We start from the raw sequence: 21959 nt of genomic DNA, 5'->3' as shown, positions 1-21959 counted from the left end.
TCTCTTTTAATTGTTTCAGGTCACAACCTGTTTTGAGTGATGAGTTCGAATAGGGGATAAACGTACTGTGAAATAACACAGTGAACATGCAACTAAAGCGGCGGCTACAATGCCAACTAAGTAACAAGCGTTAATAAAGAAGTTAAGCCAACTGAGCTCAGGCATAGCAAACGTTCTGTACAGTAAGATACTGACAGAGCCAAGATAGCCAGCAGAATCAGCAAGATAGATTAAAAAACCTGCATTAGCGACAGAGCCAACGGCTGAAATCATTCGGTCAAATAGAAAACAGTTATACGGGATGTAACTGATATAGAGACCTGAGCCAAGTAAAACCATCCACGCTTTTGCGGATATCAAGTTAGCTTCAAAAGCAAAGGTACTCGACAATAACAAAGCGGCACCGAATAAAATAAAGCCGTGATTGACATAAAATGCGGTTTTGTTGTTTTTTACCAAAACCATCGCACCTAAAGCGATAAGGACAATAAATGACATTCTGATCCCCGCTAGGCGAAAATGGCTGGTTCTTCACCATGGCCAAGAGCTTGCCAAATTTCAGCTGCAAAATTGTCACGGAAATCACGAAAACCTGTAAACAGCATGAAGCTTAAAATGAGGCAGCTAATACCAAACCAATACTGTTTAAAAAATTGCCAACGGGCTTTGCCATCCATAGGTAAGCGTTTTTGTCTTGCTTGTTCGTCCTCAATTGTTGGTTCTGGAATGAGGGTTAAGCATTTAACACTAAACAATAACAGCGGGAAAAATAGCGCACCTGTCGCTGCAGGCATCCAAAGCTCAGGTACATTTAGTGTATCAATAAGCCATTTGCCTACACTGCGAACAAGGCCTGATGCCAATATAAAAGTAACACTCAAAATAGCGCCTAGAATTTCACTGGTTTTTCTTCCTTCAAGAAAACTAAAAACAAGTCCCCAAATCATGCCTAGTGAAAGGCCATTAAAAAATAGCCAAATAACGTTTAACCCAATCGGAGTGATAGCAAATAAAACCAGCGATATTTCTGCAGCGGCAATAAGGCCAATAATTGTTAAACCTCGTTGCTGATGCTGCATTTCTGAAATAACTTTTATGCCAATAAATTTGGCGCATAAATAGCCAAAAACTTGCGCCAAAATAAGAGCAATTTTAAAGCTTACCTGCCAACTCGGATCGTCGAATTCAGTGTAACTATTTGCAGTGAATGGCTTACGAAATGCGTACATAGAAAAGTAAGTGAGAAATGCAGCACTGGCTGCAAATAACACAAAACCGGTTCCTTGCGCACGTTTAAGCCAATTAGGGTGTGAAAACATTAGGTATCCTTTGCGGGGCAATGGCCCCGCATACAACTCAAAGACTGATTAGAACTGATAATTAATGCCAACCATGCCGCGTACACCGTAGTACTCTACTTGTAGAGGACGGCTTTCATCGCCTAGGTAGTATTTAAGAGGCTCGTTGGTTAAGTTATTCAGTTCGAGGTAGACTAATGCGTTTTCATTAAGCTGATATGACGTCGTAAAATCAACGCTTGTATTGTCGCCATAATAGCTGTCAAATTGTTTGCTGCTGCCATGCTCTTCAATGTATTCACCTTTGAAGTTAACGGCTAATCGAGCTGCAAAATGTGTGTTATCGTAATACACCGTAAAGTTGTAGAGACTATCTGCTTGGCGAGGAATGGAGACTTTGTCTGCGCGATCTGGAATCGTCATTTCTGAATCCATGAATGTTGCATTAGCCATGATGCCAAAGTTATCTAGTTCAGGTGTAATAAAACCTAAATCACGATTGAACGCCACCTCGAGGCCAGCAAGCCATGCGCTATCACCATTTTCAGGGCGAATAATATTAACCCCAGTGTTATTGCCGAACTCTCCTATAGAGCTACTTTGAAAAATAGGATCGGTAATATCTTTATAAAATACCCCCAGAGAAACTAACCCTAAGCGGTCAAAGAAGTATTCAGCCATTAAGTCGACATTATTTGAATAAGTCGGCTCTAAATTTGGGTTACCAGAAGTTAATTCGTTGTCTGCTTCTAAGTAAGTCGCCCCTGGCGTTAATGAGCCAAAGTCAGGACGAGCAAAAGAGCGAGTTAATGCAAGTCGATAATTGGTTTGGCTGTTAGGGTGGTAGGTTAAATGCAATGCAGGTAACACAGACAAGTAGTCATTGTTTGCTTTAACGCTTTCGACTTTATCTTCATCTGCAAGGTAAATATAACCGTCAACTTCGGTGTCTGTTTGAGTTAAACGAAGACCTGTTAGCATTTCCCAATTAGCGTTAATGGTATATGTTGCCATACCATATAAAGATGCATGTTGTTCATTAACATCAAAGTTTCTGCCAAGTGCTCCACCATTTTCGATTAAAGCAGATTCACTCTTATCAAGGACAAACTTGTCTTTATTTTTATTCCAAAAATTTGCTAAATCATCAGTACTAGCAACTTGCGAAAACTGACTTTGATAATCGTAAGAAAGCTCGCTTAAATAGTCACTTCGGCCCGGTTGGTCCGCTAATGTAAAATCACTCAGAGTAGGGGCTGCGCCATAGTTTTCAGTATCCCATGCATAAAATTCATCACTGAACCTAGCAACGCGTTCTTTATCGCGGTATTTTGCACCTACTTTAACAATAAGGTCGCTGTTGAGTTGCCACTCAAAGTCTAAAGCGGCAACAATTTTATCTTTTTCATTCACCTTAATTTTATATAGTTCGACCCACGATAAGCCCATTTGGCTTGGATCAAACGAAAAGCCACTTGGTAGGTGAGTACTGATTTGGTCCCATGGATCTGAGCCACCATCAATCGTGTTATAAGCGTAGTTTTTGCCTGTATCTCTGTCTTCAAGGCCTTCGTAACCGACATTTTTTTGGTCAAATCGAACTACAAAATAACTGTTATCTTCGCTGTTAGGCGTGTTGCCATACCTAAATTCGTTTTCATAGCTAGATAAAGACCAATTTAATGTTTTGTCGTAACCAAAGAAATGCTCACCAGCAAACTCAAAGCCAGTCATTTCTGTTATGAGCTCATTTCTTATATGTTGTAGTTCTGCTCTGTCTTTATCAAAACGCATACGATGCTTATAGTGCGTTTCATCGTCGATTAGTGTGCCGTACATGGCACTCGCACTAATATTGCCTTGTTCAAGCTGGTATTCAACAGAACCATTTAAACCGTAAGTTTCACGAGTTCCGGTGTAATCTCTTAGCTCTAAACGATAAATTCCTAAACCATCATTTCCTCGACGTGGTTCAAAGTTATCTGTTGCCCAGTCGCGCTGCCAAGCTGTTGCGTTAATTAAAAAACCTAACTTGTCATTTAAGATGCGATCGCCATAAAGTAAGTTGGCAGAGTAGTTATTGCCATCAGCTAGTTCATTTTGACCAAGTGCTAAATTGGCATTAAATACAAAATCATCAGGTGCTTTTTTGGTTATAAAGTTAACGTTACCACCAATAGCATCTCCCTCCATTTCTGGCGTTAATGCTTTTGATACCTCTACAAATTCAATAAGCTCACTCGGGAAAAAGTCAAACGCAGTGGCGCGGCTGGTGGTTTCTTCTTCTGCAGTTGGTAATCGGTTGCCATTGATAGTTGCAGAGCTCCACTGGGCAGGTAAGCCGCGAACAGCAACAAATCGACCTTCGCCTTGATCGCGTTCTATAGAAACACCAGGGATGCGTTGAACTGCTTCAGCTGCGTTACGGTCTGGCAACTTACCGATGCCATCAGCCGAAATAACATTTTTAATATTTTTAGCATTTTTTTGGCTATTGGCCGCAGCCATTTCACCACGTTGAATTTGACCAACAGCAACGACTTCTTCAATGGTGTTAGTTGAATTATCCATCACAATTGGAGACAGTAATTTAACCTCATTGTTGCTTATCTCAACATCAACAATTTGGCTGCTATAACCCATATACGAAACTTCAAGTTGGTAGTGACCTGCATCTAATTTAGCAAGCTCAAACTTACCATCATAATCAGTCACTGTTGATTGATTTGTGCCAACGACTTTAACCAAAGCACCTGGCAAGCGATTACTATGATCTGTGATAGAGCCTTGAATTTTTGCATCAGTGGCAAAAGCGCTATGCGCTGATAAAAATGGGTAGCTGCACAAAAAAACAGCTGTGCTGAGTGTACGTCGTTTAATCATCTGTTGAGCCTCTTATTTTTAAATTTATCTGGACTAGACCAGATTTGTTGCAGACAATCATAGAGAGGCTTTTTTACAAAGATGTGACGGTTTTTTATTTTTAATATTAAAAAAGGGTCAAATGACCCTTTTAGGTAAGTTATAGAGACGTGCTTATAGAAATTGGCACATCTTGATATTGTTTTATTTTATCAAGCAAGGTGACCAAGGTTTTGTGGCTGCTTTGCTCACTTGCTGTTACTTGCACATTGGTCATTTCAAACTGTGCGGCAAATAACGCAAGGTTAGCGATTATCTGCTCTGGTGTGATAAGCCGGTTTGCAAAGTAAATACTGTCGTTTTCAGTAATAGTAAATTGCGCTTGTTTTTTAGGGTTTTCAAGACTTGGTTTTGCTAAAGGGCGATTGACTTCAATAGCGCGCTCTTTAACAAATGAGGTTGTGACGATAAAAAATATCAGCAAGATAAACACAATATCGAGCATAGGGGTCATATCTACATCAGCGTTTGCAGTGGTTTTTTTATGTTGTTTCACCATAATTAGGTCCTTGTTGTTTTTGACCAAGCCACAAAATTTACGATTAAGTGGACTAGCCATAGTCGTGATTAATACCACGGATTATTTTTAAAATGCTGGGCGCCACAGCAGTTTTTAGGATCCTAAATTTAAAGTTAGCAGCTTTTAAAAATACGGTGGTTAAATAAATATTCTAAGTTTATTAAATGTTTGTAGCGTTTTTGTTGGTAAAAATATTTATTAGCTTTGATGAAATGATTTTCAGGTTAGTCAGGTCATTTTTGTTGGAACTAAGTTTAAAGGATGGATAAATGCTAAAAGTTAAGTCTTTAGTTTGTGCTGTGTGCCTTGTTTTACCAACAGTAAGTTTTGCTGAGCAACCAGTAAACGGGCAAGATTTTATTAATTTATTTGAAAAGCTTTCAGGAAAGCACCCCGGAATCAGAAAAGGTCACGCCAAAGGGGTGTGCGCTGTTGGCACATTTACACCTAATCAAGCAGCAAAGCAGTATTCAATCAGCCCTTTATTTAACGCACCGTCAAAAGCAAATATTCGTTTTTCTATGGGCGGGGGTAACCCTCACGCTGATGAAACATCTCGTGCCCCACGAGGAATGGGGGTGCAGTTTGTGCTAGAAAATGGTGATGTACACAATATTGCAGGGCTAACTACGCCGGTATTTGCAGGTAACAGCCCAGAAGCGTTTTTTGGCTTGCTAAGTACCTTAGTACCTGACGAAAAAACAGGGCAAATCGATTTTGCAAAAGTAAAAGCATACAGGGAGCAAAACCCGAGTACTTTAGGACAATTTAATTGGCTACAAAGCCATAACCCGCCAGCATCGTATGTGTCTTCGCGTTATTTTGGTGTGCATACCTTTTACATGGTTGATGAAAAGGGCGCTAAACATGCCTTTAGATGGACCATGGTGCCAGAAGAGCCAGAGCAGGTGCTAACAGAAGAGCAAATGAAAACCTTCCCTAAATCATTTCTGGCTAAGCGACTTGAAGAAGATTTAACGAAAGGGAAGGTGCATTATCGTTTTCAAGCTGAATTAGCTGAGCCCGGTGATGCATTAACTGACCCTTCAGTTCGTTGGCCTGCGGATCGCAAAACAATTAATTTAGGAAAGCTCACCATAGAATCGACAGGTGAATCAGGTTGCGACCTCACAAATTATGACCCAAACCTGTTATCTAAAGGCTTTATGCCAAGTGATGACAAAGTACTCAAATTACGCTCAACAGCCTATGCGATTTCATTTGCTAAGCGTTTAACGGGGCAATAAGTCTTAAGTGTATCAGTTAGGTTTAATTAAAAATGAATTAAACCTGACAGGTGTGTATGAGCGAGTAGCAGACTGCAAGATAAACTCGTTTTTGGACAGAAATGAGTTAGAGTATTTATTCGGTAACGCTTGCCGTAAACGGCACAAAATAGCAGGCTAAAATTTGCGACGAAGGAGCACAAGCCTTCTGTTTTGTGTCCTTTGGTTTAACGGCTTTGTTAAACGGCATTTAAGACATTAAAAAAACTAATGAGTTTAGATACAACCAAAAAAAAGAAACCAAAAAACAAACTAAAATTTCGAACTCTTAAATACCAAATTGTTCGGTTGTTTAAAATTTTTAAGCCTTCGTTTGCACTTGCTATAAACTCTTTTAATCTTTGCTGTTGTTTTTCAACATCTTCCTTATTAAGCTCCTCACCCGCATCTACATTGTTTACTCTTCCTGAGCACATTGAAACCTTATTAAGAACATCAAGTCTACTTTGCGCGTTTTGCTGCTCTAGTTTAGTTGCTTGAGCTGATAAATCATTTTCTAGGCGAAAAAGGCCAGTAACTACTGTAAAAAACAATGCAATGAGAGATAAGAGCTCGAAGCTATTCTGTGAAACAGATAATGCTTCAGGCTTGAAGCTTGATCCTAGATAAGCAAATAAAGCAGCAGCTAAACCAATAATATAGTATTCATACCTTAACTGAGATTGCTTTAGGTTTTTCCATATTTCTAAGCTTTGATCTGACATACTCCTCCCTGCCTGCATTGGCTTGTTATGTTTCATTTAGTAATGATAGGTTGCTTATCAATCTTTGTAATATTAGAAACTTCTGCAACACCGTAACCACCAAACATTAATGCTTGTGCGCATACTTTCGCACTCAAAGTGTAACCCAGTTTCTGCATATCTCGTGGGTTTACTTTCCATAGTTTTTGCTTATCTACACTTTCTATAAAGAAGCGTTTATTTTCAAAAGCTAAGGTTACAACGCTTTTACTTAAAACACCTGTTTCAAATATTTCTCTAGGAGTGAGTTGTATATCGACATAATCATATACGACTTCACTTGTAATGCATTCAACTTTATCAAAGTTTGACAATCGATAAATAGTAACGCTTAAAACAAGATATAAAACGATAATGGAAACAATGAAAAGAGCTAAATACTTAAAGAATTTCACCAACCGTCCTTGAAACATAACGCTTTGCTAAGGGGCAATTAACAGTTGGATATACTTGCGCGAAGCGCCAAGCCAACTGCTAATTGTCCCAGTGAGTGTACGAACGAACTTTAGCAACTTGTTATATTTCATAGCATTGCCTTTAATATTGTTGCTATTGCAGCTTTTTGCTGCGGATCAGTTGCCTCTTCGAATATTTTTACTAAATATGGGGCCACATGCTTTTTTTCTTCATTGGACATTACAAACGAATCGCCAAACCAAATTTGATTATCGCTATCAAGCATAAGCGTAAAAGCATCATTATCACTTTTTACGATCAGTCCAATCACTTCGGCCTCTACAAAGGTTCCCTCATAGATTAAGTTGCTTTTTATCGCTGAAACTCTTGGGTTCATCTCACTCTTAGCCATCGTGGGGCTAACAAAAAACAATGAAATTACTAGAATCCAAATCTTCGACGTCACCGACACACCTTGATTGAAATATAACGCTTTGCTAAGGGGCAATTGACTGTTGGCAATACTTGCGCGAAGCGCCAAGCCAACTGTTAATTGTCCCAGTGAGTTTACGAACGAACTTGAGCAACTTGTTATAAGCCATCTTTAGCACCATGCGTAAACAGTAAAAACTTGGGGGCATAACCCGTAAATACAACATGCCCTGATATATATGACATACCAAACGTCACGATACCTAATAGCCAAATACTATGATCATATGGTTCAGTGAACGCAAAAGTTACCGTAGCTAAAATAGCAAACAATGAGAGTACAAAGATGAAACCCGCAAGCACCCTAAAAGGAGTTCTAACTTTAGCTAATTGTTCCTTCGGTAAACTCATATCTTCCTTTGGCTTATAACATGTTTATAGCGAGCTAATCGCGCGTTTTTCTACCACAGCGTAGCTCGTTTTCCTTATTAGATTATTTCTAACAAACTTGTTAACTAATTACCAGCGTTATTAAAATTTAGGAGTTCTCGCTTTTACCTCAGGATAAAAACGAGCGATTGGGTCGTTTTCTTGACTATGCAAGCAATATACTTTGAAGAGATAAAAGCAATTGTGAACGGCCGATGTTTGCTCTTTTAAAATTCGCCTAAACACGTCTTGGGGCAAGTGTTTGTTAGCTATACACATTCCATTCTGTAGCTCAAAGTTAAATTAGTTATGCTATCCGAGTTTGCAATGTAACGTATAATAGCCTTTTCGCTGTACCAGTCACCAGACCATTTAAATCTGAACTCACCATCTAGAGTTTCAGATTTATACGCTTCACCGTTTAGCATCAAATGTATAACGGAAGAACCGGTAGAGTTTCCATAGCCTTCTATCTTAATCGCTATAACTTTATCTCCACAAGTACTCGTTAATGTAAAAGTTTGAGATTTTGTTAAATTCTTATAATTGATTGTAGAAACTTGATAATTATTACTACAAGCTATTAAACCAACTAATAAAAAGTAGACTAAAACTCTCATTCGATTACACCTTATAGCTAACGCCGCAATATGGGGCGCAAAAAAGCTTGGCTAAAATTAGGAACGAAGTGACGCGAGCCAAGCTTTTTGCGTACCATCATAATTGCCTTGTTATAAGTCCTATGCACGAACGCCATTTTCGTAATGATAGTGCTCTTGACTAGCCGTAGTAAAACCACCAACAAAGTTAGGTTGCTTACTTTTTTCAGCTAATTTTTCAGGCTTAATATTATGCACATCATTTTCTACAGCCCAGTCAAATACACCTTGATCAAGAGGGTATTTGGTAAGAACGCCAGTCAATGAGTTTTCTTTTATCCAACTTTCAGCTAAATCGAGTTCACTAAAGACACCGCTAGAAAAGCCTACATTGTTTTTGTTGAATATCCAGACTGACTTCATTCACTAAACTCCAAAGGGCTTATAACGCCCGCATATGCGGAACAAAATGCTTGGCTATAATTGGCGAGGTACGAACCAAGCCAAGCTTTTTGGTTCCGCTCATAATGCGCTTGTTAGGCATACCCTACAATGAAAGGTAATACTCGGAGTAGAAGCTTTTTAAAAAATGTATAGCATCTTCTTCAGACCATTTATCTTTGCCTGTAACTAGTTCGTTGAATTCTTTCTTAAACTTCTCAGATTCTTTGAAGCTTTGAAACTTGCGGTTTTGATAGGCTTCAAATTGCTTGCTCGTAAATGATAAATGTTCAATTACTATTCCTTTGTTTACGCGAAGTATCTGATAATTCGAGTATTCTGAACCGTACCCCATATGAACATAGTTCGTCATTTCTCCATCAGGTACAATTAGTGCTCCCGAGTACCATTCGGCAACTAGACTATGGTTCTTGGGGAATAGATCTGAAATTATAGTTTTCCGTTTAGGTTCATCGATTGGATGCCCTTTCAGTAAGATAGAAGCTTCAATCAAAGTAAGTTTTCCAGCAATTACTTCCCATTTAGCAATATATCCTCGCCAATTAGAAGACCAAATAGAAGCCTCTTCTGGAGGCTGCCACCCTTTACTTTCAATGTAATCATCAAGTGGATTCGTATTTAAAGGAAGTTCGTTCCCATCAATTACAATAGTGTCTGGTTGTTGTGCCGTTGCAAAAACTAATTGCGAACTAAGGGAAAGTAATATTATTAGTAGATATTTAAACATGGCCTTCCTATATGCATAACATGTTTATAGCGAGTAAATTGCGCGTTTTTTTTATTGGTTTATTTTTAACAAACTTGTTAACTAATTGCTAGTGTTATAAAAATCTAGTAGTGCTAGCTTTTTAACTGTATAAAACGAGCGAAAGGGTCGTTTCTTGATTATGCGAGCCATTGAACTAAGGCTGTATATATATAGTTTTAGTTCAAAGAAATGAAAATTTAAGCGTGAAAATAAAATTGTTAATCTAGTCAAATTTATGTGTAATGGATACATTATAAGCGCTGAGCATTACAGGGAGCTGTAGCATAAACAACACCCCCTTAACTAACCGAGCATGTAGCAACTCAGCTCAACAAACTATTATGCAACGCAAACAACGTGTCGTATAAATACCATAATGTTAGGCATACAAGGAGAGTTTCGTGAAAAAATCTATATTAGTGTTAATTTGTTTTCTTTTTTCATTTACTAGTAATGCAAATGACCAATTCACTTCAGAGCAATTAATTGAGAAAGCTAAAGCATTTGTAGCTGCAAAAAATGCGCGTCAACAGCCAAAAACAACCATTAAAGAAATAGACTATTTTATCTCGTTGCTAGCCGATGATTTCATTGATGAACACGTCAAATTTAAATTTGTTTATTCAGATAAATCAAAACTCCGCGAGGATATGATAAGTAAGTTAAATGATGAAGTTATCTATAGTTCAATAGAAATAAATGAGATTATGGTTGGCGCTGACGTAGTTTTTGTAAAAATGACTGAATCAGGTAAAGTTAAACCAGCTCATTTAGACAAAACTATCGAGTACAATAAAACCAATATTGTTTCACTTGAATTTAATCAAGTAGGTTTAATTAAACATATCCGGCGTCATCACGGGTAATGTATATTAGATAAAAGAGGGGTTATATTGAAGCGTAGTATTCATTTCAAAGTTAATTTGGGTTTGTTAGTGTTATGCATAATAGGCTTTCAATTCCAACCTAAAACCATTGATGGCTTCTTTGTTAACCCGTTTTATATAGGTAGCATGGTACTTGGTTTTCTATTAGTGGTTAGAGCATTGCGTTATACCTGCCAAAAGTGTTTAAGAAATCAAATAATGCTAGGCTTTTACAAATATCGTTTACCAACGTCAAAGTGCTACAACTGCGATTATGAAATTGATCAACATCATAAATAACAAAAAATTCACGGCAGAACAAAAATATAGAATTAGAATATGGTCCGCTTCACATTTTAGCTAAACATTCTTGCCGGTTACAAAAGCTTTAGCAAACATCTGATCTTTAAATCAAGTAGAGATAACAAACCGCTCATCTAAACTGATAAAAGCCCAGCTTAACTGGGCTTTGCACTCTCACAATTTAATGCTTTTTCATTTTACTCATTTCAGCATGACAACTTTGAATTGTCAGCAGGGTTTTTGATAACGCGGCTTCACAATCATGGGGTTGTGGTTTTTTTAGCGCGTGTTTTATTTCTGCTAGTGTTTTATCTTCAACTTCTTCAAGTTCGCTAACATAGGTGGCGTTTTTGTCGGCACCGAGTTTGGTAATTAGCGATGTATAGGCTTTACGCGCTTCTACAGCAAAATCAGAGCCATTTTCTCTGTGTCCTGTTTCATTAATAGCATAGGGCTGTAAGCGCTCGATACTGACTTTGCGGGCATCTATCATGCGTTGAAATAAGGCAATAATGCTTGGGTCGGTTACTTTTTCCTGAGCTTTTTCATAAAAATCGATACCGCTATTCATAACTTGAATGATATCTGCAATATGATGAACGTCGTGTCCTTGATGAGTATTCATAATGACCTCTTTTTGAATATTAAAAACAATGCAATAAGTTACTTGCAAAGCATATTCCAGTTCATTACTTAAATATAAAGTTATTATATTTCATTAGGTTATGGGTTTTTAACCGGAGGGGGATGCTGATAAGCTAAGTTAACGCTTGGCCTATCAGCAATAATTACAATCTAGTTGGTAAAATCTTACTTAAGCTCTTCGGCTACTTCAGCAACTTTTTGGCGTAACCAAATATGGCTTGCATCACGGTGTAATAGCGGGCTCCAAATCATATCTAGCTCAAATGGCGGAATAGGGAAAGGCGGCTCAAGAATTTTAAGGCCTGGATCATCTAAATAAATATTCGCCGCTTTTGAAGGCAGCGTTGCCACTAAGTTTTGCTCTTTCGCTAAGTGAATAGCTACGTGGTAATTACGAGTAAAGGTGGCAATATTACGGTGTTTGCCAAAGTGAGCGAGTGCCTCATCGACCCAACCTAGTTTTTGCACGTCTTTAGGGTCCATGCCCACACCTACACCAAACCCGGTTTTACTTACCCAAATATGACGCGCTTTTAAATAGCTATCTAGACTAAATTCTTTGATGATAGGGTTATCTGCTTTTACTAGGCAACAAAAGCTGTCTTTCCAAATCTGTTTGTAGTGAAACGACTGCGGTAAGTTTTCGAAGCGGTTGATAGCCATATCCACTTTACCGTTTTCTACGTCGTGGAAGGTGACATCACTGGGGGTCAAAATATCGAGTGTGGTATCGGGGGCTTCTTCGTGTAATTTACTTAATAAGCGTGGGGCAAGGGTACTTGCTGCATAGTCACTGGCCATGATACGAAAAACACGTTTACTTTGAGATGCTTCAAACTCGCGATTTGGGGCAAGTGTTTCTTCAAGGGTCATTAAAATGCCGCGGATCACCGGCTGTAATTCTTTTGCACGCTCCGTTGGTACCATACCTTCACTGGTACGCACTAAAATAGGGTCGTTAAATAAATTACGGAGTCTTTTTAAGCCATTACTCATGGCAGGTTGGGTAATGCTTAGCTGGTTAGCAGCTTTAGTGACATTACATTCCCTTAGTAAAGTATCTAGGTAAACAAGTAAGTTTAAATCTATTTTACTTATATTCATTGTGTGTCCTTGGTGTTTACCAATAATGGATAAATCGTTGTGCAGCAGGGTATGGATAAATGTGGCTAACTACACCTTGCTTATAATTGTATTGTGCTTGTCGCCAATAGGCTGGATCTTCAAGCTCTGGGTGTGTACTCAATAAATATTGTTTATACACCGGGTTTGCTGTCACAAAGGTACATAATTGCTCTGGAAACACATCTTGTGGTGCCACAGAGTAGCTTTGCTCATTGGTTAAGTAATCATCGTACGACTTGGCTTTTGGTAAGGCACGAAAGTTCATGTCGGTTAGGTATTGAACCTCATCATAGTCATAAAAGATAACGCGATTATGTTTACTTACCCCAAAGTTTTTTAACAGCATGTCGCCTGGGAAAATATTAACGGCGATCATTTCTTTTAATGCTTGGCCGTATTCTTCTATCGCCTCAAACGCTTGTTGCTCACTGGCATTTTCAAGATACAGATTTAACGGTGTCATGCGTCTTTCAATATACAAATGCTTGATGATTAGCCATTCGCCTTCAATAATCATCGAAGAGCCAATCGTTTTATGTAATTCTGCAAGCAATTTACTATCAAATCGAGCTAGTGGAAATACGACGTTCGAATACTCTATGGTATCGGCCATGCGGCCAACACGGTCATGGCTTTTTACTAATTGGTAGCGTTTTAATACGGTATCACGGCCAAAGGGTTTGCTTTCACCAAAGGTGTCTTTAATCACTTTAAATACATAGCCAAACGAAGGCAGGGTAAATACCATCATCACCATCCCCGGTGTACCAGGGGCAATTACAAGCTGATCGTTCGAATGATCTAAATGACTTAAAAACTCTCGGTAAAACTCGGTCTTGCCTTGTTTATGAAAGCCTATTGCGTTGTAAAGCTCAGCCAGTGTTTTATTTGGCATAAGTTGATTTAAAAAGCGCACTAACGCAGATGGCGCATGGGTTTCAACCATGAAGTAAGCACGCGCAAAACCAAAGATAACCCGCATTTGCGATGATTTGGTAAGTAGGGCATCAAGGTATAGCCCTTTGTCTTCATGGTGTAACACCGCAATAATAAATGGCTGTACACCACTTTCTGACACCACGCGACCAACAATGTAAGCGGCTTTGTTACGGTAAAACGGCGCTTGCAGTATATCAAAGCGCATTTGCCATGCTTGATGATGTGTATCGGGGGCTTGTTTATAAAACGCCTTAACGAGTAAACGAATATCGCGTTCTAAATCAACAAAGGGTGCTTTAAAATCAAACTGATTTATAATTTTGCGTATGGTCGGTCTTAAACCATCAACAACGGGGTGATAACTGCGGTACTCTGCCTCCATAGGCAGTGCAGGCGCATCTGCAAGTGTGGCTTTGACAAAGATAAAGTCATTGTGAAAATAGCGACGATGGAATAAACGGCAAAAAACAGAGTTGTAAAAGGTTTCGGCAAGTTCTGCTTGTGGGTGAAAACGCAAAAATTGCTGATAGAGCTGTTTGGTTTCGAGCCAGCAGGTTTGATCTAAGGTAATAATTTGCTGTTCGTTGAGCGATTTGAGCTTGGCAATTGTTTCGTTAACCCGATCATCGTAATGGCTAATTCTTAGCTTACTTATCTCATTAATCTTTTGCCAATCACGCTGTGCAAACGCTGAGGGGGCTTTGGCGGTAATCGCTTGAAAGAGTTTATAGTGATTGCGAAACCCAGATAAAATTAACTCTGCAATGTGTTGTGGCTGCATATAAACTCCTTCTGCCAATCATAACGACATAGAGCAATAACTCTATTGGTGTTAAGAATATGTTATTTATTCTTCAAACCCAATAGTAAAGTGCATTTAATTATAGCGAGCGAGTTTTTTCTCAAGATTTGCGAGTTTTTTATTAACGCTTTTCACGTCGCGCCCGTATTGCTTATTAATCGCTTTAAGTTGCTTGTTGATGTCTTTACTAATCTGCTTAGCTTCTTTGTCAGATAAAATTCGATTTAAGCGCTGTTCTTGTTGATATTGGGCTCTATCGCGTTCGCGGCTTAAAATATCTAAACGATACTTATAGCTGCGTATTTCAGCTTCGAGGTTTCTGATAATTTGCTGGCGCTCAAGCTCGTTGAGCTCTTTAACAAAGTTTTGCGGTGCTTGTAAGTCAGGGTCGGTTACTTGAATTTTATGTTTGGTAGCACGGCTACCACAGGGGAACTCACTAAATACCGTGCCTCTGTCTGTGACACATTTATAGTATTCTGTAGTGGCAGCAAGTGATGTGTTGGTAAAAGAAAGTAGTGTAAGTGATATTAGATAAATGATTATGGCTTTCATGACGTCCGTGTCTCCTAATCAAATAAGGTGTCTAATATCTAAAGCTAGCTCGAAATAATGATTTATCAATAAGAGCTAGGGCGTATATCGCTTCAGCTTTTTAATGCTTTGCACTAAGAACGGAATATCGAGCCCTTGTTCAATGGCAAAGCCTTGTGCTGCTGAAATGTTTTTAAAGTTACCATCTGAATCAATCAGGGTAATTCTGTCTTTTTTAAATGCGATGAACACATTTTGCGAGTAATTAACACCTGTGTCGTCATGGCGCTTGTATAAGTTACTGCCTAACATGCTTTGTTTAGCAAGGGTTTTGCAGCCTAAATAATGGCCAACGCTGGTGGCGATAATATCGCTTGGCTGAATAAGACCTTCAGTTTGCACAACTTTTTTATCTGAGCTGTATAAACGTGAGGCTGTAACAATGCCGTTGCTTTGTTTAGCAAGGCTAAAGGCAAACACGGCATTGGCAGATCCGCGCGCTTTTGTTGTTGCGTCTGCACGTACAAGACGTACAGCAGGATTTGCGTCGTCGTTATTTATAAATTCAAATTGTTCAAAGCCATTAATTTGAATTGAACGATTATCTGCAAGCCAAACAGGCAGTTGCTGCTTATCTAAAATAGGTGCTTTGTAAAATGCTGGTAGGCCATACACTATGCTAAATAAGGTGTCTTCGGCTTCAACTGGTTGTAAGAACAAATCAGTTTTACGTAGCGCAGGTTCAGTAGCAACAAATTGCTCAAGAGCTGCATTGTTTTCAAACACTAAAATATCAATTGAGGCACTCGACTCTGCTTTACATTCAGCAAGTGGAGTGGGTGCTAAGTAATCAATATTATGTGGGTCAAGCCTCACATCGTGTGCTTCTTTATAACTTTCGATATCAAGCAAATCGTTTTTAGCTAATAAGCTTTTTGCCGTTGTAGGGTATGACAAAGGCAATACGTTATCTTGTTTTGTGATATCAAATTTTAAATTAGCATCAGCCCAAATATGAATACTGTGGCTAAGTGCAAAGCACACTAAAATAGTGCTAGTTGCATAACGCGGGAACTTATATTGCTTTAAGCGCGCTAGGTGGTGCCACGTGTAATTACTGACTAATAATTGGAACGCTAAAATTAGCAGCACAATGCCGCCAGCGAGAATCGTTGTTAATGCAGGTGAGCTAGTTAAGCGGTGCCACAATAAAGAAACAATTTCGGGCAGGGCAGATGTATTTAAGTGATAACCCAAGTTGAAATACACATAGGCATCAAGCGTTAACAATGATGCCCCAAGGGTGGCGATTATAGCTGCCATCCCTCGGATGTGCCGAGGGTATGGAAACACTAAGCTTAATGGAAATATCGTTAAAACAAAGGCAATAAAAGTAATAAAACTGGTGTGACTTAACCAGGTCACGAGCATGTATACATAGCCCATGAAGGTAGTCGGTGCACTGTCTGCAACCAAGTAGCTTAAGCTAATAAATAGCACTAAACCTATGTTTGCAAAGGTGAACCAATGGCCCCAACTTAAAAGCTGACTTACTTTTGAAGAAAACTGACTTTGTTGCGATAAATTCATAAATCTTATTTAACCGACTGTGCTAATGCTTTTGCAAAGTTGTCGGCAACAGCTTGTCTTTTCTCTGATGGTACATGCTCTTTTAAAATATGCGTGATAGAATTTCCTAAACACATAAGGCTTAAATCAACAGGCGCTTTGTGCTCTGTTAGTACATCAATCAGCTGATCAACGATTTGTTCTACTTGCTCATTAGAATATTTTGATATGATAGGCATCAGTTGGTTCAATAAAAAGAGTTATATTCCCGTATTTTAACACCAGAGGCGTGAAAAACAAAGATGACAATAGATGTTAAAAAATTAGTCGTTCATTATGTAGACAAAAAAGATGACGATACAGAAATTCATTTACGCAATGATGAGATGGTTGTTAATGATAAAGTAGCCGTTTTTATCGAGCAGTTACACCATGCTTATAATGGTAAACCGGGTAAAGGTTACTGTGCTTTCAACGGCGAGAAAAACAGCATCGTTGCTTCGGCTATGCAAAGCTACCGTAACGACGAACTTGGCTTTTGGCACATGACAGAGCAAGCAACGAATGTATTAAAAGAAGAGTTAAATAAGTATGCCTTTAACGAAACGGGTTATTTAGTTTTTTGCCATTATCAATATGTTGCCAGCGACTATTTATTAATCGCAATGATCAATATTAAAGAGCATTACTCTATTACTTCTGAGCTTGATTTAGCGTCATCACGTCACTTAGATATTTCGCGTATGCAATTAGCAGCACGAGTTGATTTAACAGCGTGGGATGCACAACCAGAAGATAATCGCTATGTGTCGTTTATAAAAGGCCGTGCGGGTCGTAAAGTAGCAGACTTCTTTTTAGACTTTTTAGGCTGCGAAGAGGGTATTGACCCTAAACAGCAAAGCCAAGTTATGCTGAATGCCGTAGAAGACTACTTATCTGAGCAACAATACGACAAGTCAGAGAAAGACGAGCTACGTAAGCAAGTATTTGATTATTGTAATGATTGCGTAACTACAGGCGAAGATGCCAACGTGAAAGAACTTTCTGCAACCTTATCGAAAAATGACGACAGCCCATTTGAAAGTTTTTGCCAAGAACAAAACTACGATTTAGAAGAGTCGTTCCCTGTTGATAAAAAAACAGTTACCAGCATGGTGAAGTTCTCAGGCATGGGCGGTGGTGTTAGCGTGAGCTTTGAACGTAAACACTTAGGTGAGCGCGTAATGTATAACGAAGCAACCGATACCCTTGTGATCAAAGGTATTCCACCTAATCTTAAAGATCAGCTACAGCGCTTTATGGAGCAAGAAGAAAGTTAATCAGACTCAAGCTTAAAGTTTTAAGCTATAAGCTGATAGATAACAGTTTTTAGCCCAGCAGTTGCTGGGCTTTTTAGTTTTGGGTACTTTAAAACATTATTACTACTACAAGGAAGAAACATTGCGTCAAACGATAAATACATTTCGGTTTAGGGCCTTACACTAGAGGTGAATTTACAGCTTTAGAATTTCAACTCGATTTACCTAAGCTAAAGTAAAAATTTACTTCTAATATTTTCTTTGCTTTTATAGAGAAATTAGCAACGATATTTTCTCAGCTTCAAAATAGAAAAAGGATATTCAGTATGATTGTTTTAGCCATATTTTTAATTGTGATTGGTATTGTTAATATTTTTAATGATCATCATTTAGCTTTTGCATGGCCAGCCCTGGTTGTGGGTATTTTGTTATTAGGGATAGGCATTTCTAGAAAATCGCCATCAAGTGGAAGCTCCTCCACAGGGAGTAGCTTTAGTTTATCAGACAGTTCATGTTCTGACGGCGGCGGTGATTGCGGTGGCGGAGATTAGATAAAGTAGTTCCATTTGCCATCATTGATTTAGTAAAACATCTACTGATGGTTTTAAGCATGGTTAATATAAAAATTCGAATAGTGGAAGGCGTAAAAATGCTTTTCTTTTCCTTCAGTATCGCTTAGTTTTAAAACATTAAAGGTACAAATTCCCCCGATGGCTAAGGAGAGTCATAAATGAAACTTGCCCAACTGAATATCGCTCTTGCTAAATATCCATTAGATGCCCCAGAAATAAAAGATTTTGTTGATAATCTTGATTTAATAAATGGCGTTGCTGAAAACAGTGTAGGTTTTGTATGGCGATTAAAAGACGAATCAGGCGATGCCACCAATATTAAATTGTTTGATGATCCGAATATGATAATCAATATGTCTGTGTGGGAAAGCGTTGAAGATCTTAAAAATTTTATGTTTCGCACTCATCACAGAGATTTTATGCGCAGAAAAGGTGAATGGTTTCATCGCTTAGCAGAAGATAGCTATGTTTTATGGTGGATTGAAGATAACCATATTCCAAGCCCTCAAGAGGCATTAGAAAGGTTGCAATATCTTCGTGAAAACGGCGACACACCCTATGCTTTTAAATTTAAAAGTAATTTTACGGTTGAAGAATTTAAAAAATATAAATAACAATAGACTGCAATAAAAATAAGGAAAAATTATGCATGTTGTATTAGGTGTTTTAGGTATTGTTGTGACCATTTTGGTGTTACTGAATCGACTTCAAGAAGGGGGGGTAGATATTGGTTGGTTGAATCCTTTTAGCTGGCACCGACGTCGTAAATTCAGGAAACACCATGATTTAAATCCTGCATTTAAGTTAGATTCACCCATGGATGTAGCTGCGTTATATATGGTCGCAGTGGCCAAAATAGACGGTGAAATGAGTAAAGAACAAAAAGAAAAAATTCTAGCTCTTTTTAACAGCGAATTTCATTTAACTATGAAAGAAGCAACTGATTTATTACGCTCAAGTACGCATTTATTAGGGCATACTAGCGACGTTTACGATAAACCTCACAAAGTAATTGAGCGATGCTTAGATAAAGTAACAAAAGAGCAAGCAGCTTCAATTTGTTATCTCGTCGATGAGGTAGCGAATGTTGAAGGTGAACCGACGGCTCAGCAAAGAAAACTTGTCACAGAGATAAAAAATGCATGCCCTCGGGAGGCTGCTGGCAAGTGGTAATTCATCTATAAAACCAACCAGCTGAAAATTAAAATGACAATTATAACCCCTTAACTGATTTTGAAACGTTCTAGTGAATATCGTGAAGATGTAACTACTCATCAAATCTTTAAAGGTGTTTATAAGGGAGTTTTTATGAAAAAAAAGTTATCAGTGGCTTTATTGGTTTTATCATCTTTTGCTAACTCAACAACGTGGGGAGAGTTAGAAGTAGATGACCCAATCGTTAAGGGTGCAAAATGTGCGGTTGCTGAGCCTGCAAGCTATGGTGGTTATATTTACAGTTGGCCATCAAAATACGATCAAGTGTTTTGGCCGCATACGGATAGAAATGGCATTTGGTTTTGCGAGACATCGGGTTTTATAGCTTTAATTGGTGATTTTGACGAACTTAAACCTGCAGAAATTGAGAGAATAACGGAATTTCTTGCGTCCCAACACATTTCGAAGCCAACTCTCGAGCAAAAGTTAGCTTTGCTCGAGCAAACTTACGCACTTCGCGAAAAAGATGAATTTTTTAAAAATAAGTTGCTAAGAATCCTTGCTCGTTGGCAGCAGTCTTTAGGTAACCTTAATAAGGCAAATAGCTATCGAGCTAGAGCATTTAAAGATATTCAACATGCCCTTAATGGAGATTTAGATGGATATAAACGACTTGAATACCTTTATTTGGCGACGAACTACTCAAAGCAGTTTGCAGAGCAAAATAAAACTGTAAGTTACTTAGACGATTTGGAAACAGCATTGAAATCGGTGACTGATCCTGAGTTAAAAGGCTATGCCGGGTACTTGTCGGAATTGATAAAAGACAGCACATATATCAACGAAGGCGGGAAACTCGACCCTGACTTACCGAAACAGTAAAAATTAGAAGAAACATCAAGGATGAGCTAACAGTTGAGGGACACGACCATGATAAAACGTAACAAAGCTAATACTGGGCTATTTTTTTGTATCGGTGCCGCTATTGGATTTTCGATCTTCATTGCATATCAGCAACTGATTATCGGTCTTTTATTTGCTGTAATAAGCGTTAGTGTTGCAATCTTAATTGTTTCAAATAAATGGCTTAACTAATGCTTTTCTGGGTGATGAAAAATGAATTTATCTTTCACTACGAAAAGATTAAATGTGATTGAAATAGACTCAAGCTCGTCAATGGTTGAGCATCATCAATTAACGATTGCCTTGCCAACGATTTTAACCCCTGCTGTAGTTGCAAACTTACCGGGTTATTTTCAGGGGATAGATACTATAGCTGCTGCTGAAAAGTGGCGGGCTAACATGCTTAACGATTGCCGTTTATTAATGCTGCAATCTCAACAACAAGAAGTTGTTGGCCTTTTATTTATCTATACCGAAAAGCATGATGCACATATCGGTTATTTGTTAGCTGAGCAATATTGGGGGCAGGGTCTTGCATTTGAGTTATTGCAGGGTTTTATCAATCTGGTTGGCGCTTCGTCACAGTGGCATAAGCTCATTGCTGGTGTTGATGAGTCAAATACACCATCAATTAAGCTTTTAAAAAAGTTGGCTATTGACGAACGCGCTTCTAAAGAAAATGGCATGTTATTCTTTCAATTAGATTTAAGAAAAAATCCTCTTAAGGAAGGAACTATATGACTTACGAAGCTGTAAACTTTAAAGACAAGTTTTCTAAATTCACAGAGCAATGGTCGCCACGGGTCATTGCTGAAATGAATGACTATCAATTTAAGCTTGCTAAAGTTGAAGGGGAGTTTGTATGGCATGATCATCCAGATACTGATGAAGTATTCATCGTTATAGAAGGCTCTCTTGAAATTGAGTTTAGAGATGGCGTAGTGTTTTTGGAGGCCGGCGAGTTATTCGTAATTCCTAAGGGTGTTGAACATAAGCCTCGGGCAAACACTGAATGTAAAATAATGCTTGTTGAACCCAAAGGAGTTGTAAATACTGGTAATGCGGGTGGGCAATTAACCGCGGTTAATGATGTATGGGTGTAGCGGTAGCTTAGATGTCGAATTTAGAACAGCAAGAATTAAATACCTTAAAAAAGTCAGCGCATCGTAGTTTTTTGGTGCTTTTAGTATTAAATATCAGCCTGTCGCTATTGTTTTTATTCACTAATTCAGAGCTCTTTATTTTTGCTGTAGTGATACAAGTTAGCATTATGATTTTATGGCTTCTACCAGTATTTTTGTTTCAAGTAATTTATAAAAAACAGCCAATTTGGGTTTCAGTCTACAAGTCACTTATCTCATATCGCAATATTATGGAGCAGGTGCAATGGCCATAGCTCTTAACTTAAGTTTG

The 21959-nt window shown here is 38.5% G+C and carries 24 protein-coding genes and 1 pseudogene; 9 read left to right on the top strand and 16 right to left on the bottom strand.

Annotation, left to right across the window (positions count from 1 at the left end):
* Positions 1 to 15: 15 nt before the first annotated feature.
* The 3 genes and pseudogenes from C2M25_RS08830 to C2M25_RS08820 form a co-directional block, all read right to left on the bottom strand.
* Positions 16 to 1229: pseudogene (locus tag C2M25_RS08830) on the bottom strand (DUF5690 family protein).
* 138 nt (positions 1230 to 1367) lie between these two features.
* Entirely contained in the window at positions 1368 to 4181 is a 2814-nt protein-coding gene (locus C2M25_RS08825) for a TonB-dependent receptor (protein ID WP_105180924.1), read from the bottom strand.
* Between the two features lie 139 nt (positions 4182 to 4320).
* Positions 4321 to 4719: an ExbD/TolR family protein gene (locus tag C2M25_RS08820; protein ID WP_055021032.1), complete on the bottom strand. Its 399-nt coding sequence runs from the start codon at positions 4717 to 4719 to the stop codon at positions 4321 to 4323.
* A gap of 290 nt (positions 4720 to 5009) precedes the next feature.
* Between C2M25_RS08820 and C2M25_RS08815 the strand changes: the two genes are divergently transcribed.
* A complete protein-coding gene (locus tag C2M25_RS08815) occupies positions 5010 to 5987 on the top strand; it encodes a catalase family peroxidase (protein ID WP_105180923.1) in 978 nt (325 codons plus the stop codon).
* A gap of 218 nt (positions 5988 to 6205) precedes the next feature.
* On the opposite strand, the gene C2M25_RS08810 is transcribed toward C2M25_RS08815, so the two are convergent.
* The 7 genes from C2M25_RS08810 to C2M25_RS08780 all read right to left on the bottom strand — a co-directional run bounded on the left by C2M25_RS08810 (position 6206) and on the right by C2M25_RS08780 (position 9814).
* Positions 6206 to 6730, bottom strand: a complete 525-nt coding sequence (locus C2M25_RS08810; protein WP_105180922.1) for a hypothetical protein — start codon at positions 6728 to 6730, stop codon at positions 6206 to 6208.
* 32 nt (positions 6731 to 6762) lie between these two features.
* Positions 6763 to 7164 carry a hypothetical protein gene (locus C2M25_RS08805; protein WP_105180921.1) on the bottom strand — a complete coding sequence of 134 codons (402 nt, stop codon included), beginning with the start codon at positions 7162 to 7164 and terminating at the stop codon, positions 6763 to 6765.
* A 128-nt stretch (positions 7165 to 7292) separates the two neighbouring features.
* Entirely contained in the window at positions 7293 to 7562 is a 270-nt protein-coding gene (locus C2M25_RS08800) for a hypothetical protein (protein WP_158679692.1), read from the bottom strand.
* A gap of 194 nt (positions 7563 to 7756) precedes the next feature.
* Complete coding sequence (locus C2M25_RS08795) at positions 7757 to 8008, bottom strand: hypothetical protein (protein WP_062565549.1); 252 nt, start codon at positions 8006 to 8008, stop codon at positions 7757 to 7759.
* 287 nt (positions 8009 to 8295) lie between these two features.
* Positions 8296 to 8646, bottom strand: a complete 351-nt coding sequence (locus tag C2M25_RS08790) for a hypothetical protein (protein ID WP_105180920.1) — start codon at positions 8644 to 8646, stop codon at positions 8296 to 8298.
* A 120-nt stretch (positions 8647 to 8766) separates the two neighbouring features.
* On the bottom strand, positions 8767 to 9048 hold the full coding sequence (locus C2M25_RS08785) for a DUF7710 domain-containing protein (RefSeq protein WP_105180919.1): 282 nt from the start codon (positions 9046 to 9048) through the stop codon (positions 8767 to 8769).
* 124 nt (positions 9049 to 9172) lie between these two features.
* Entirely contained in the window at positions 9173 to 9814 is a 642-nt protein-coding gene (locus C2M25_RS08780) for a hypothetical protein (RefSeq protein ID WP_105180918.1), read from the bottom strand.
* A gap of 422 nt (positions 9815 to 10236) precedes the next feature.
* Here C2M25_RS08780 and C2M25_RS08775 point away from each other — a divergent pair, with 422 nt between their 5' ends.
* Positions 10237 to 10701 (top strand): hypothetical protein, encoded by a 465-nt coding sequence (locus tag C2M25_RS08775; RefSeq protein ID WP_105180917.1) that lies wholly within the window; start codon positions 10237 to 10239, stop codon positions 10699 to 10701.
* Positions 10702 to 11185: 484 nt separating this feature from the next.
* Here the strand turns inward: C2M25_RS08775 and C2M25_RS08765 are convergent, their stop codons facing one another.
* The 6 genes from C2M25_RS08765 to C2M25_RS08740 all read right to left on the bottom strand — a co-directional run bounded on the left by C2M25_RS08765 (position 11186) and on the right by C2M25_RS08740 (position 16857).
* Positions 11186 to 11629, bottom strand: a complete 444-nt coding sequence (locus tag C2M25_RS08765; protein ID WP_063704876.1) for a ferritin-like domain-containing protein — start codon at positions 11627 to 11629, stop codon at positions 11186 to 11188.
* Positions 11630 to 11814: 185 nt separating this feature from the next.
* Entirely contained in the window at positions 11815 to 12753 is a 939-nt protein-coding gene (locus C2M25_RS08760) for a LysR family transcriptional regulator (protein WP_063704880.1), read from the bottom strand.
* A gap of 16 nt (positions 12754 to 12769) precedes the next feature.
* On the bottom strand, positions 12770 to 14494 hold the full coding sequence (aceK, locus tag C2M25_RS08755) for a bifunctional isocitrate dehydrogenase kinase/phosphatase (RefSeq protein WP_105174228.1): 1725 nt from the start codon (positions 14492 to 14494) through the stop codon (positions 12770 to 12772).
* A 96-nt stretch (positions 14495 to 14590) separates the two neighbouring features.
* Positions 14591 to 15070, bottom strand: coding sequence for a DUF4124 domain-containing protein (locus tag C2M25_RS08750; protein WP_105180915.1), 480 nt, complete (start codon positions 15068 to 15070; stop codon positions 14591 to 14593).
* Between the two features lie 75 nt (positions 15071 to 15145).
* Complete coding sequence (locus C2M25_RS08745; RefSeq protein ID WP_105180914.1) at positions 15146 to 16639, bottom strand: DUF3413 domain-containing protein; 1494 nt, start codon at positions 16637 to 16639, stop codon at positions 15146 to 15148.
* Between the two features lie 5 nt (positions 16640 to 16644).
* Entirely contained in the window at positions 16645 to 16857 is a 213-nt protein-coding gene (locus C2M25_RS08740) for a DUF1414 domain-containing protein (protein ID WP_036967930.1), read from the bottom strand.
* Between the two features lie 63 nt (positions 16858 to 16920).
* Here C2M25_RS08740 and yejK point away from each other — a divergent pair, with 63 nt between their 5' ends.
* The 7 genes from yejK to C2M25_RS08705 all read left to right on the top strand — a co-directional run bounded on the left by yejK (position 16921) and on the right by C2M25_RS08705 (position 21649).
* Complete coding sequence (gene yejK, locus C2M25_RS08735) at positions 16921 to 17937, top strand: nucleoid-associated protein YejK (RefSeq protein WP_063704888.1); 1017 nt, start codon at positions 16921 to 16923, stop codon at positions 17935 to 17937.
* A 305-nt stretch (positions 17938 to 18242) separates the two neighbouring features.
* Positions 18243 to 18467 carry a hypothetical protein gene (locus tag C2M25_RS08730; RefSeq protein WP_062565251.1) on the top strand — a complete coding sequence of 75 codons (225 nt, stop codon included), beginning with the start codon at positions 18243 to 18245 and terminating at the stop codon, positions 18465 to 18467.
* Positions 18468 to 18646: 179 nt separating this feature from the next.
* A complete protein-coding gene (locus C2M25_RS08725) occupies positions 18647 to 19102 on the top strand; it encodes a DUF3291 domain-containing protein (protein WP_105180913.1) in 456 nt (151 codons plus the stop codon).
* Between the two features lie 31 nt (positions 19103 to 19133).
* Complete coding sequence (locus tag C2M25_RS08720) at positions 19134 to 19661, top strand: tellurite resistance TerB family protein (RefSeq protein ID WP_105180912.1); 528 nt, start codon at positions 19134 to 19136, stop codon at positions 19659 to 19661.
* Between the two features lie 135 nt (positions 19662 to 19796).
* On the top strand, positions 19797 to 20525 hold the full coding sequence (locus C2M25_RS08715) for a hypothetical protein (protein WP_105180911.1): 729 nt from the start codon (positions 19797 to 19799) through the stop codon (positions 20523 to 20525).
* 234 nt (positions 20526 to 20759) lie between these two features.
* The gene (locus C2M25_RS08710; protein ID WP_105180910.1) at positions 20760 to 21287 is read left to right on the top strand and encodes a GNAT family N-acetyltransferase; all 528 of its coding nucleotides are present in this window, start codon (positions 20760 to 20762) and stop codon (positions 21285 to 21287) included.
* Positions 21284 to 21649, top strand: a complete 366-nt coding sequence (locus C2M25_RS08705) for a cupin domain-containing protein (RefSeq protein WP_105180909.1) — start codon at positions 21284 to 21286, stop codon at positions 21647 to 21649. Before C2M25_RS08710 ends, C2M25_RS08705 begins: the two co-directional genes overlap by 4 nt.
* The last annotated feature ends 310 nt before the right edge of the window (positions 21650 to 21959 follow it).

This window comes from Pseudoalteromonas sp. T1lg21, from assembly GCF_002964625.1.
GTDB lineage: Bacteria > Pseudomonadota > Gammaproteobacteria > Enterobacterales > Alteromonadaceae > Pseudoalteromonas > Pseudoalteromonas gelatinilytica.
Note: the sequence above shows the minus strand (reverse complement) of the source record. Positions and strands in the feature narration are given on the sequence as shown.